The organism is Candidatus Anaeroferrophillus wilburensis (genome assembly GCA_016934315.1).
Lineage (GTDB): Bacteria > Desulfobacterota > Anaeroferrophillalia > Anaeroferrophillales > Anaeroferrophillaceae > Anaeroferrophillus > Anaeroferrophillus wilburensis.
In genome coordinates this window covers 1-12,015 of the sequence record JAFGSY010000020.1, presented here as the reverse complement: position 1 = coordinate 12,015, position 12,015 = coordinate 1, and the positions used below count along the sequence as shown (strand labels likewise).

General features: G+C 53.1%; 11 protein-coding genes and 1 tRNA gene. 8 read left to right on the top strand and 4 right to left on the bottom strand.

The genetic code is table 11. From position 1 onward, the window contains the following. Positions 1-89 precede the first annotated feature (89 nt). The gene (gene rpsU / locus JXO50_04535; GenBank protein ID MBN2332357.1) at positions 90-278 is read left to right on the top strand and encodes a 30S ribosomal protein S21; all 189 of its coding nucleotides are present in this window, start codon (positions 90-92) and stop codon (positions 276-278) included. 82 nt (positions 279-360) lie between these two features. Here rpsU and JXO50_04530 read toward each other — a convergent pair whose 3' ends face one another. The 4 genes from JXO50_04530 to JXO50_04515 all read right to left on the bottom strand — a co-directional run bounded on the left by JXO50_04530 (position 361) and on the right by JXO50_04515 (position 3,452). Then, complete coding sequence (locus JXO50_04530; GenBank protein MBN2332356.1) at positions 361-714, bottom strand: aspartate 1-decarboxylase; 354 nt, start codon at positions 712-714, stop codon at positions 361-363. 15 nt (positions 715-729) lie between these two features. Continuing rightward, complete coding sequence (locus JXO50_04525) at positions 730-1,578, bottom strand: pantoate--beta-alanine ligase (protein ID MBN2332355.1); 849 nt, start codon at positions 1,576-1,578, stop codon at positions 730-732. Between the two features lie 46 nt (positions 1,579-1,624). Then, positions 1,625-2,419: a 3-methyl-2-oxobutanoate hydroxymethyltransferase gene (panB, locus tag JXO50_04520; protein MBN2332354.1), complete on the bottom strand. Its 795-nt coding sequence runs from the start codon at positions 2,417-2,419 to the stop codon at positions 1,625-1,627. A 334-nt stretch (positions 2,420-2,753) separates the two neighbouring features. Continuing rightward, positions 2,754-3,452, bottom strand: coding sequence for a cytidylate kinase-like family protein (locus tag JXO50_04515; protein MBN2332353.1), 699 nt, complete (start codon positions 3,450-3,452; stop codon positions 2,754-2,756). Positions 3,453-3,890: 438 nt separating this feature from the next. Between JXO50_04515 and JXO50_04510 the strand changes: the two genes are divergently transcribed. The 7 genes from JXO50_04510 (at position 3,891) to JXO50_04480 (ending at position 11,973) form a co-directional block, all read left to right on the top strand. Continuing rightward, a complete protein-coding gene (locus JXO50_04510; GenBank protein MBN2332352.1) occupies positions 3,891-5,153 on the top strand; it encodes a coproporphyrinogen III oxidase family protein in 1,263 nt (420 codons plus the stop codon). Beyond that, positions 5,137-6,558, top strand: a complete 1,422-nt coding sequence (locus JXO50_04505; protein ID MBN2332351.1) for an L-seryl-tRNA(Sec) selenium transferase — start codon at positions 5,137-5,139, stop codon at positions 6,556-6,558. Before JXO50_04510 ends, JXO50_04505 begins: the two co-directional genes overlap by 17 nt. Continuing rightward, a complete protein-coding gene (locus JXO50_04500; protein MBN2332350.1) occupies positions 6,555-7,568 on the top strand; it encodes an SH3 domain-containing protein in 1,014 nt (337 codons plus the stop codon). The genes JXO50_04505 and JXO50_04500 overlap by 4 nt, the downstream gene beginning before the upstream one ends. Before the next feature lie 102 nt (positions 7,569-7,670). After that, positions 7,671-8,816: an alanine--glyoxylate aminotransferase family protein gene (locus JXO50_04495; GenBank protein ID MBN2332349.1), complete on the top strand. Its 1,146-nt coding sequence runs from the start codon at positions 7,671-7,673 to the stop codon at positions 8,814-8,816. A 16-nt stretch (positions 8,817-8,832) separates the two neighbouring features. Then, positions 8,833-10,425 (top strand): phosphoglycerate dehydrogenase, encoded by a 1,593-nt coding sequence (locus tag JXO50_04490; GenBank protein ID MBN2332348.1) that lies wholly within the window; start codon positions 8,833-8,835, stop codon positions 10,423-10,425. Between the two features lie 101 nt (positions 10,426-10,526). Beyond that, the gene (locus JXO50_04485) at positions 10,527-11,825 is read left to right on the top strand and encodes an adenylosuccinate synthase (protein MBN2332347.1); all 1,299 of its coding nucleotides are present in this window, start codon (positions 10,527-10,529) and stop codon (positions 11,823-11,825) included. Between the two features lie 72 nt (positions 11,826-11,897). After that, positions 11,898-11,973 (top strand) — tRNA-Lys (locus JXO50_04480). The last annotated feature ends 42 nt before the right edge of the window (positions 11,974-12,015 follow it).

Here is a 12,015-nt window from a genome sequence, read left to right as displayed (position 1 = left end):
GCTGGTCGCATTGGGAGCTGCGGTGTAGACGGGCCCCGGGGATTTATAAAGCTATCATATCTAAGGTGTGTTAGGAAGAAGGGAACTCGATGGAAATTAAGGTCATTGATAATGATGTTGAGCGGGCAATTAAGTTGCTGAAAAATAAGCTGAATAAGTCAGGTTTATTTCGTGAGTTGAAAAAACGGCGTCATTATGAAAAACCCAGTGTGCGCAAGAAAAAGAAACATCTTGAAGCGCTGAAACGTCTGGCTAAAAAGAGACGCTTTGGTATCTAGATATACGACGAGTATCCTAACCATAAAAAAACCGGCTGCCTGATATCAGACAGCCGGTTTTTTTATGATTCAAAAAGAGTTGCTATTTTTTAACGATCCTGTTGCGGGCATCCACCAGGATATTGATTGGCCGAAGCCGGGCTATCTCCTCCTCGTTTGCCTGGACATAGGTGGCGATGATAACCATATCTCCCTTGCGGGCCAACCGGGCGGCGGCACCGTTGATGCAGATCTCGCCGCTGTCTGCTTTTCCTTCGATAACATAGGTGGTAAAGCGGGCGCCGTTGGTGAGATTGTAAATGTGGACCAATTCGTGGGGAAGAATATCCGCCGCTTGTAAAAGGCTGTTATCGATGGTGATGCTTCCTTCATAGGCAAGGTTGGCATCGGTGACCGTAGCCCGGTGGATCTTGGATTTAAACATGGTTCGCAACATGGGATGGGTGCTCCTTTATCGCAGGATGATATTGTCAATCAGTCTGGTGGTGCCGACCTGAGCGGCCAGGGCTATCAGGGCCCGATCGCCGGTGTTTTCCAACTCCTCCAGGGTTTCAGGGTTGCAGATGGCCAGATATTCCAGCTGGCACAAAGTGCCAGGAGTTTTATCAATGGTTTTCTCTATGATCTGTTTCAGGGTTGCGGTGTGCCGTTCGCCTTTTTGGAAAGCTTCTTGAGCCCGAAAAAGTCCTTGGGAAAGGGAGAGGGCAGCGTGTCGTTCGGCAGCGGAGAGGTAGGTGTTGCGGGAGCTCATGGCCAGGCCGTCCGCCTCCCGGACAATCGGTACACCAATGATTTCAATGGGGAAATTAAGGTCAGCAACCATCCTCTTGATGGTTACCAACTGCTGGTAATCTTTTTCACCAAAAAAGGCTTTATGCGGCATGGTAAGATTGAAGAGCTTGGCGACTACGGTGGTGACGCCGGTAAAGTGTCCCGGTCGTCGGGCACCGCATAACCCGGTGGTAACTCCGGAAACAGCAACCGAGGTTTGAAAGGCTGGTGGATACATTGCCTCCATCGGCGGGGTGAAAATAACGTCAACGCCCGCCTGCTCACAGGTTTTCTTGTCGCCCTCTAAATTACGGGGATAGGTCGCCAGATCTTCCCGGGGGCCGAACTGCATCGGGTTGACAAAGATGGTGGCAATAACCAGGTCAGTCGCCGCTCTGGCCTTTTCCATCAGTGAAACATGTCCCTGGTGCAGGTAGCCCATGGTCGGGACAACAGCGATGGTTTTTCCGTTGGCCCGTTGCGCGAGTGCATAGCGCTGCATCTGGTCTGGGTGTTCAAAAATCTTCATTTTTCAACTGCATTTCTTGCTGGCCCTTAAACTGGGCGGTTTGTCCTTATTTAAAGCTGTATTCCGCCGAGGGGAAGGTTCCCTCTTTGACCTCCTGATGATACTGCTGTAGGGCTTTGGTGATTGTTGGTCCCAGATTGGCGTACTGTTTAACAAAAGAAGGCCGGAAACGGTCGAAAAGTCCCAGCAGATCATGGAGAACCAGAACCTGCCCGTCACATTCCGGTCCGGCCCCGATGCCAATGGTAGGGATGTCAATGGCCCCGGTAATCTCGGCCGCGATATCGGCAGGTACACATTCAATGACCACGCCAAAGGCGCCGGCATCGGCAACCGCCCTGGCATCGGCAAGCAGACGCTCCTTCTCGCGCTGGACTTTGAAGCCACCCAGTTGGTTGACCGCCTGGGGGGTAAGACCAATATGCCCCAGAACCGGGATGCCGATGCTGACCAGCGCCTCAATGGTGGCGGCCATTGAAACGCCGCCCTCCAGTTTAACCGCTGCCGCTCCTGTTTGCTGCATGATCCGACCGGCTTGACGTTTGGCGTCCTCAATGCTGATCTGATAACTCATGAATGGCATATCAATAACTACCAACGCCCGTTGACTGCCTCGCATGACGGCCCGGCCGTGGTAGATCATTTCATCAACGGTGACCGGCAGGGTGTTGGGGTAGCCGGCCACCACCACGCCGACGGAATCTCCCACCAGAATCATGTCTATGCCGCTTTGGTCAAGCAGTCGGGCGAAGGGGTAATCATAGCCGGTGACCATGGAAATTTTTTCTCCACGGTTTTTCATCTCCTGGATATGGGCGATGGTAACTGGTTTGTCTGTCATCTTTTTACTCCTTGCAATAAAGATGAACCCGTAAAAAGTCCATCAAGTGATGGGACAAAGCTCCAGATGAGCGGTGCACAAAACCTGATGACTGCGGCGTATGTGCCCGTACGCGGCAGTGACGAAGGTTGACGTGCTGAAGTTTGTCCGAAGCCATCAAATAAAAAAGCCTGCCACAGGAGAAAGGGCAGGCTACACGGGATAGGATCGGCTGACGCCATCCGTAATATCGTAGATCGTGTATGACCCCCCGTCTCAGTCCCTTGCACACAGGGATCCAAGCGGCATGTTGCTGGTCAGGCGCTCTCAGGGCGCCAACAGTCTCACAGGTATGCTATTTCGTTCTTGCCTCGATTGCCAGGGTGGAAAGCCATGATACTGCCCTATCCGGGGAAATCCGGCTGGTATTCAGTACGACATTATAGCAGAGCGGGTCAGCCCAGTCTGCCTTGAAGTAATATTTGATATATTCCCGACTCTTTTTATCCATATCTTTGACCAACTTCTCCGCTTTGCTTTTGCTCAGGTTGCCGTTGCCGGCCATAACCCGTTCAACCCGATCAGCGAAATCGGCCACCACCCGGATATGGATGGCATTTGGGTGGTCTCTGAGGATGCACTGGCCGCCTCGACCGACAATCAGGACATGTTGCCGCTGTCCCAAGCTACTGATTGCCCGGACAATCATCTCCCGGTAGATATCACTGTCAATCCAGCCGAAATTACCATATGAAAAGGGGATTTTATCCCGGACATCGTATTCGGTATTTTCATCAAATTCTACCGGTTCCTTCTCCTTCTCCTGCTTCAGGAAGTCAACATCGATAACCCGGGAGAGATAAGCCCGCAAGCTGATATGCCGCTCCTCTTCGTAATCGAGGACGTTTTCCGTACTTACCCTGGTTTGGGCCGCAACCTGCTCGACAATTTCCTTGTCAAAGTAGTCAATGTTCAGCACTTGAGCCAATTTTTCGGCAATTTCCTTGCCTCCGGAGCCATACTCCTTTGAAACGGTAATAACCGGCATCATCATCTCCTCCCTTGCGATCCAAAATGGCCCAGAAAATATCTATGTTTGCCGAACCTGCATGGAGTTTAAAAGTTGCCAATTCATAAACAATTTTTCCGCCATTGTCAAACAAAAATCAGCTAGTTTTTTGTGGACATTTGCAGGAAGTTGCGATATCTCATATCTCTTGTCCGCTTTTGACACATCTGCATGATCTCTGATGACGGGTTGAAAGGCGGCGGCTCGAAACAATTTCTGACATCGTGGCACCGTAACCGCTATCGGTTTCGAGGTGTGCTGGTGTCCTTTGGCGGGCAAAATTTGAGACAGGGTTGTTTCTGCCATACGCCGTACTAACGCTGGTTGCAGCTTAACGAAGATGGAGAGTCATCGCGAAGCCATCATAATAAGGTGATGGCGGCAGGCTTCGTTCTGATTGTCGTTTATCCAAGGATCTATCCGATGATTATTGAACCGTTAATGACGAGATTTTTGCGTCATTTAAATCAGCAGTATCTGACCTTTAAACAGTATGACAGTATCGATGTTCCTGCAGGCCGGCCGGGACAGCAATATCTGCTCTACGTTCATATCCCTTTCTGTGAGCAATTGTGTCCCTATTGCTCATTCAATCGCTACGCGTTCAACGAAAAGACCGCCCGCCGCTATTTTGCTGCTTTGCGTCAGGAAATCCGCTGGTATAAGGATAAAAATTATCATTTTAACGGGGTCTATGTCGGTGGTGGCACGCCCACCGTACTGGTGGATGAACTGGTGGAGACCCTGACTGAAATACGATCATTGTTTCCGGTCAGGGAGATTTCGGTGGAAACCAATCCCAACCACTTGACGGATGATATTGTTTCCACGTTGAAGACAGCCGGCGTCAACCGGCTGTCCGTTGGCGTCCAGAGCTTTGACGATGGTCTGCTGCAGTCTATGGAGCGTTACCACAAATATGGCAGCGGTGCGGAGATTGAAGCGCGGTTGAAAGAGTATACGGGGACTTTTGATACCTTGAATGTCGATATGATTTTCAATTTTCCGACCCAGACGGAGCAGATCATGGAGCGGGATCTGGAGGTCATCAACCGGATCCCTGCTGATCAGGTCACCTTCTATCCGTTGATGGCTTCAACGTCGAACGAAAAGGCGATCAGAAAAACCCTGGGTAAAGTGGATTACGCCCAGGAAAAGCGTTTTTATCAGCTGATTCTGCGCCGCCTGTCGGCCCACTATACGCCTGGCTCGGCCTGGTGCTTCTCCCGTAAAAAATCAATGATTGATGAGTATATTGTTGACTATGATGAATATGTCGGGGTTGGCAGTGGTTCCTTCAGTTATGTCAGTGGTACGATTTTATCCAATACCTTTTCGGTCAGTGAGTATTGCAGTGCTCTGGAAAAAGGGGCTTTGCCGGTGACCGCAAAAAAGGAATTCACCCTGCTGGAACAGATGCGCTACGATTTGTTGATGAAGCTATTTGGTACTCGTTTGGACCGGGCAGCTGTAAGACGGAAGTACGGCAGTCTCTTTGAGCAGCTGCTGTGGAAAGAGATAACCCTTTTCCGTTTGCTTGGTGGCCTGCGGTCGGATAATGACCTGATGGTTCTGACCCCGAAAGGAATGTATTATTGGGTTATCATGATGCGGGAGTTTTTTATCGGGGTCAATAACTTCAGGGATATGTGCAGGAGTGCTATTGCCGATGAAGGAAAGCAGTAAGCTGCAAAGCAACTTGGCCCGCATTCCGGCGGTTGATGATCTTCTGCGTGATGAGCGGATGCAGCCCCTGCTGGCCGTCTACCCCCGCCAAGTAGTGGTTGACCAGGTTCGCCGGCAGCTGCAGGAACTGAAGGAACGGGTGGTCAGGGAGAACCTTTCCGTGGATGAGGTGTTCACCCTCCAGGTTTTCTTCGACCGTCTTGCCGGGGAGTTGACAGACGTTATGGCCCCCAGGCTGAAGCGGGTGATCAATGCAACCGGGGTGGTTATGCATACCAATCTTGGCCGTTCACCGCTGCCGGCGGCAGCGCTGGCCCAGGTCGGCGAAGTGGCCAGTTGCTACTCCAATCTGGAATATGACCTGATCTCCGGCCGCCGGGGCATCCGTTATGATAATGTCGAGGAGCTGCTGTGCCGGTTGACCGGTGCCGAAGCGGCAATGGTGGTCAATAACAATGCCGGTGCTGTCCTGCTGGTGCTTTCCGCCCTGGCGGCGGGTCGTGAGGTTGTTATTTCCCGCGGTGAGCTGATTGAGATCGGCGGCTCGTTCCGTATTCCTGAGGTGATTACCCAGGGGGGGGCTCTGCTGCGGGAAGTGGGGGCAACCAACCGCACCCATCTGCGGGATTATGCCCAGGCGATCAATGAGCGGACGGCCCTGATTCTCAAAGTTCATACCAGCAATTATCGCATTTCTGGCTTTACCAGTGAGGTTGATTCCCGGGCCTTGGTGGCCTTGGCCGCTGAGCATGGACTGCCGGTGGTTGAAGACTTGGGCAGCGGCTGCCTTATCGACTTGAGCCGCTATGGCATCGGTGGCGAACCAACGGTCAGCCAGGTGATAAAAAGCGGTATCGGGGTGGTCACCTTCAGTGGTGACAAGCTAGTCGGCGGCCCCCAGGGGGGGATTATCGTCGGCCGGAGGGATTTGATTGACCAGGTGAAACGCCATCCCTTGAACCGGGCGTTGCGGATTGACAAGCTGACTCTCGCCTTCCTGGAAGCAGTGTTGAAATGTTACCTGGATGAGGAACAGGCGGTTGCTTCGCTGCCCACCCTGGCCATGCTGACCGTACCCCTGGCTGAACTGCGTCGCCGGGCCCGCCGCCTGCAGCGCTGTATCCACCGGCAGGTTGTCGAGCCGCAAGCCATTGTCCTGACGCTCAAACAGGGGATATCCCGGGCCGGGGGTGGTGCCTTGCCGATGGTTGAAATTCCCACTTGGCTGGTGGCCCTGAAGATTGAAGGGCGAACCGCATCAGGCCTGGAACAGTTTTTCCGGCGCTATCAGCCGCCAATTATCACCAGAATTGTTGATGAACAGCTGGTTTTTGATCCCCGGACCCTGATGGCTGATGACTATGAAGCTATTGCCCGGGCCTGCGGAGCACTTGTCAACCCGTGATGCCGGAAGGTTGCGGCACTTTTGTTGCCATGGTGGAGCTTGCCAAACAGTCGCTGTTTGCCGGTTCTCGGTTTCCGGCTGGCTTTGTCCGGCTGTGTTGTCGGCAGCCGTTGGTTGCTGCTTTACCGATCATTTTTGTGCTGTTGTTCTATGCTCCTGATCGGTGCCTGGCACTGGCCGGTTCTGGTCCCACGGTCATGGCCGTGGTAAAAGCTTCAGCGGTGAATGTCAGGAGTGCACCCCAGAAAAATAGCAAGCGGCTGTTCGGCCTGCACACCAACGATGAAGTCGAGGTGGTGGAGGAGCGGGATCTCTGGGTGCAGATTCGCACCGATGCAGGGAAAACCGGCTGGGTTTTCCGGCCGTTGGTTGCCGTTGTCAGACCTGAAAAAAAGCTGCCGGAGATTACCTTGGAACTGAACAACGTTCCCCCTGGCGCAGGTCATTTTTTTACCGAGCTGCTGCCGTCCCTGCAGCGGGATTTACAGACGTATGATCCTCAGAAGCTGACCTTGGTGGTGTCCTATCGTGGGGAAGCCGATGCGGCACGCTGGATGATCGTTCTGGAAATACCGTTCAGCCATGAACGGTATCAGCGTCTCAAAGGACAGGATGTGGGTGATGGTACCATTGATCTGCTTCCCTATGTGCGCTATTTATCGGGGCTTCTGCGCTACCGGCTGGCCATCATGACCTCCTGGGCAGAACAGCAGAGTTCAGCGTTGGCCGCCATGGGGATTGCTGAGGATGAACCTGTTTCCTGTTATCTCACTCTGGTCAAGAAAAATGGCGACCGTCTTTTCCTGACCGGTGAACAGCAGGGACCGTTTGCTCTTTTTTCCAGTTATCTCATTGCCAAGCTGCATGGCTATGCTCCCTTCCAGGTAGGCTCGCTGCTGCCGGGATGCGTCAGGGATTTCAATAAATTCATTTTACCGGAATCCCTTGATTTTGATGGCCGCCGAACAACCGTTGCGGCAGTGTATGATTTTTTTGGTTTTCCCTATTGAAAACGTGATATTTTTAACTTGACAGTCGATGACATAATTTTTACATAGTGTGCAGCTGAAAACCGCCGCCTTTTTATCATTATAACTACGCAGGAGAGTGTCATGAAGAAACAGTACCTTTTGGCTCCGGGACCGACACCCGTTCCCCCGAACGTTTTACAGGTCATGTCTATGCCCATTCTGCACCATCGGGCGCCGGCTTATAAAGCCATTTTTGAAGAAGTCCGGGAGGGGCTGAAGTACCTGTTTCAGACCCAGGAAGAGGTGCTGGTGTTCGCCGCTTCCGGCACCGGGGCGATGGAAGGTTCGATTGCCAACCTGTTTTCACCCGGCGATAAGGTGATTACCGTCAATGGGGGTAAATTTGGTGAACGGTGGGGCCAGATTGCGGCTGGTTACGGGCTTGAGGTGCTTACCATAGCTGTCCCCTGGGGAACAGCGGTAAAGCCGCAGGAGATTGCCGACCTTCTGGCTCGTGAAGGCAATGTCCGCGGTGTGCTGATCCAGGCCAGTGAAACCTCGACCGGGGTGATGCACCCGGTGAAAGAGATTGCCGAGGTCATCAAATCGTATGATCAGACTATTCTGGTTGTTGATGCCATTACCGGCGTGGGGGTTTTTGATCTGCCGATGGACGCATGGGGTCTGGATGTGGTGGTGACCGGATCACAGAAAGCCTTGATGCTGCCTCCCGGTCTGGCGTTTGCTGCCGTGAGTCAGAAAGCCTGGGGCTTTAATAAACAATCGACGCTGCCCCGCTACTATTTTGACTTTGCCAAAGAATTGAAAAATGCCCAGAAGGGCCAGAATGCCTATACCCCGGCGGTATCGCTGATTATCGGTTTGCGGGAAGTCTTGAAGATGATCAGGGAGGAAGGGCTGGAAAACGTGTTTGCCCGTCATGAGCGGCTGGCCAGTGCCACCCGTGCCGGTGTCCAGGCATTGGGACTGGAACTGTATGCCCCCGATGCCCCATCCAATGCGGTTACCGCGGTTATTGCCCCGGAAGGGGTGGATGGCCAGGATGTGGTTAAAGTGCTGCGGACTACCTATGGGGTGACGATAGCCGGTGGCCAGGACCAGGCGAAAGGCAAGATTTTCCGCCTTGCCCATTTAGGCTATGTGGATGATCTCGATGTCCTTACCGGCCTGTCAGCGTTGGAGATGGCGCTCATGGACCTTGGCTATGATTTGAACGAGCGCAGTGCGGTGCGGGCGGCGCAGATGATTTTAAAAGCAAAAAAATAATTGTAAGGATGACTTTATGAAGGTGCTAGTCAGTGACAAAATGTCCCCCAAAGGGATTGCCGTTTTTCAGCAGTTTTCCGAGATTGAGGTTGATGTCAAAGTGGGTATGTCGCCAGCCGAGCTGGCCGCTGTTATCGGCGACTATGATGGTCTGGCTATCCGCAGCGCCACCAAGGTGACGGCGGAGATTTTAGCGGCTGCCAAAAAATTGAAGGTAGTCGGCCGCGCCGGGATCGGGGTCGATAATGTCGATATCCCGGCGGCGACCAAACAGGGGGTGGTGGTCATGAACACCCCCCAGGGGAATACCATTACTACCGCCGAACACACGATTTCCATGATGTTTGCCCTGAGCCGCAATATCCCCCAGGCGACCCAGTCGATGAAAGCGGGCAAGTGGGAAAAAAGCAAATTCATGGGCAAGGAACTGTTTGGTAAAACCCTTGGCATTGTCGGTCTGGGCAATATCGGCAGTATTGTTGCCGATCGGGCATTGGGTCTGAAGATGAAGGTCATTGCCTTTGACCCCTTCATTTCGGAAGAGCGGGCGGTGAAGATGGGTATTGAACGGGTCAGCCTGGATGAACTCTACCAGCGGGCTGATTATATTACTGTCCATACGCCCCTGACCAATGAAACGCGGCATATGATCAACAAGGAAAGCTTTGCCAAGATGAAGAGCGGGGTGCGGATTCTCAACTGTGCTCGGGGCGGTATTATCCATGAAGGCGACCTCTATGAAGCTTTGAAATCCGGGGTTGTCGCCGGGGCGGCTTTTGATGTGTTTGAGGCTGAACCACCGGCCGCTGACCATCCACTGTTCACCCTTGATAATTTTATCTGTACGCCTCATTTGGGTGCTTCCACGGATGAAGCCCAGGAAAACGTTGCCATCACGGTGGCCGAGCAGATCGCTGATTATCTGCTGACCGGAACCATCACCAACGCCCTCAATGTTCCCAGCGTCAGTGCCGAGGTTCTGAAGGTGGTCGGTCCCTATCTGACCCTGGCGGAAAAAATGGGACTCTTTTTCTCCCAGGTTGCCGACGGCGGTTCCAGCGGCCTGAGCGAAGTGCAGGTGGCCTATAAGGGAAAAGTGTCTGAACATGATACTTCTCCGGTTACCACTGCCTTGCTGAAAGGCTTGCTGACCCCGATGGTTGGCGATATGGTGAATTTTGTCAATGCCCCCGAGATTGCTAAAGACCGGGGGATAACGGTGACGGAATCCAAAACTGCCGAAGCTGGCAATTTCTCCAGCATGATTTCTCTCATCGGCCGTAATAATGGTGATTCCTTTACGGTGTCAGGAGCGTTGTTCGGCAAAAGCGAACCGCGGATTGTCGGCATCAATAAATTTGATATTGAAGCCATCCCCCTGGGACATATCCTGGTCATTTATGCCCACGATAAACCCGGAGTGATTGGTAGCATTGGCTCCTTTCTGGGTGAAAATAAAGTGAATATCGGCAAAATGCAGTTTGGTCGGGAGAGCGAGGGTGGCATGTCCATCTCCATGGTCCAGATAGATACACCGGTGAGCCAGGAGATGCTCCAGGGGCTCCTCCAGCTTCCCAATATTGTCTCAGCCAAGGAAATCTACCTCTAATCAGGGAACAGTCCAACTTCTAACCGTGGGCCGTGGCAGGAGAAAGGCCGGGGGCCACATGGGGGAGCATCGTGGTTCCCCCGGCGATATAAGGATATAAAATGGCAAACGTGGTGCTCATTGGGACCCAGTGGGGTGACGAGGGCAAAGGGAAAGTCGTCGATTTATGGACCTCCTCAGCTGATGTGGTGGTACGCTTTCAAGGCGGCAACAATGCCGGGCATACCCTGATTATTGACGGGGAGAAATTTATTTTTCATCTCATTCCGTCAGGCATCCTGCATGCCGGCAAGCAGTGCATTATCGGCAGCGGCGTGGTGGTTGATCCCGGCGTCCTCCTTGACGAATTGCGCCAGCTGCAGTCCAAAGGATATGGCGACACCCTCGCACAGCTGGTGATCAGCGATGAGGCCCACATCATCCTGCCAACCCACCGCCGCATAGATCTGGCGCGGGAGGCAGGCCGGGGCTGCCGGAAGATCGGCACCACCGGCCGGGGGATCGGCCCGACCTATGAGGATAAAATGGTCCGTTGCGGTTTGCGTTTTATTGATCTGCTGGCCGGCGGTGCAGTGCTCAAGGAGCGGGTGGTCGGCATTGTCGAACGCCACAACCTGATGCTTGAGCGGCTCTATGATCAGGAACCTACCTCGCCGCAGGAAGTCCTTGACGAACTGGAGAAGGCCGCGGTGATCCTGCGGCCGATGATCAAAAAAACCGCTTATGTTCTCAATGGCGCGGTGGCGGCCGGGAAAAGCATTCTTTTTGAGGGTGCCCAGGGAACGCTGCTCGATATTGACCATGGGACCTTTCCTTTTGTCACTTCCTCATCGACAGTGGCCGCCAATGCCTGTGCCTCGAGTGGTTTTGGCATGGGCAAGGTGAATCAAGTGGTGGGGGTTGTCAAAGCCTACACCACTCGGGTGGGCAGTGGACCGTTTCCTACTGAACTGGACAACGAACAGGGAGATATGCTGCGCAACAGTGGCGGGGAGTTCGGTTCGACTACCGGCCGACCCCGGCGTTGTGGCTGGCTTGATCTGGTCGGCCTGCGTTACAGTGTTATGGTCAACGGCCTGAATGGCTTTGCCGTGACCAAACTCGATGTCCTTTCCGGCCTGGACCAGATTGGCGTCTGTGAAGCCTATGAGTATCGGGGCGAGCGGCTTGACTATTTTCCTTCATCGGCGGAGATGCTGGAGGAGTGTATGCCTGTCTATCGATATCTGCCGGGCTGGAAAGATGATATTACCGCGATTCGCGATTTTGCCGCCCTGCCGCTCCAGGCAAGGGATTACATTACCTTCCTGGAAGAGCAGTTGGGCATCCCTGCACTGCTGGTTTCGGTAGGTCCGGGCAGGGAAGAGACCATTATCCGTCGCAACCCATTTTCCTCATGAGGATGCATAAAAAGACTTATTTCTCTTGACAAAAAAAGGATAATCGGCTAGTTATGCCATCCTGTTTTTTAGGGGCCGTTAGCTCAGTTGGTAGAGCATCTGACTTTTAATCAGAGGGTCGCAGGTTCGATCCCTGCACGGCTCACCATATAAAATAAAGCACTTACGTTAATTCGTAGGTGCTTTTTTT

Coding starts and splice junctions, on each gene's coding strand:
- JXO50_04510 (MBN2332352.1), top strand. CDS start 3,891: ATGATTATTGAACCGTTAATGACGAGATTTTTGCGTCATTTAAATCAG.
- JXO50_04530 (MBN2332356.1), bottom strand. CDS start 714: ATGTTGCGAACCATGTTTAAATCCAAGATCCACCGGGCTACGGTCACC.
- JXO50_04490 (MBN2332348.1), top strand. CDS start 8,833: ATGAAGGTGCTAGTCAGTGACAAAATGTCCCCCAAAGGGATTGCCGTT.
- JXO50_04515 (MBN2332353.1), bottom strand. CDS start 3,452: ATGATGATGCCGGTTATTACCGTTTCAAAGGAGTATGGCTCCGGAGGC.
- JXO50_04495 (MBN2332349.1), top strand. CDS start 7,671: ATGAAGAAACAGTACCTTTTGGCTCCGGGACCGACACCCGTTCCCCCG.
- JXO50_04525 (MBN2332355.1), bottom strand. CDS start 1,578: ATGAAGATTTTTGAACACCCAGACCAGATGCAGCGCTATGCACTCGCG.
- JXO50_04485 (MBN2332347.1), top strand. CDS start 10,527: ATGGCAAACGTGGTGCTCATTGGGACCCAGTGGGGTGACGAGGGCAAA.
- rpsU (MBN2332357.1), top strand. CDS start 90: ATGGAAATTAAGGTCATTGATAATGATGTTGAGCGGGCAATTAAGTTG.
- panB (MBN2332354.1), bottom strand. CDS start 2,419: ATGACAGACAAACCAGTTACCATCGCCCATATCCAGGAGATGAAAAAC.
- JXO50_04505 (MBN2332351.1), top strand. CDS start 5,137: ATGAAGGAAAGCAGTAAGCTGCAAAGCAACTTGGCCCGCATTCCGGCG.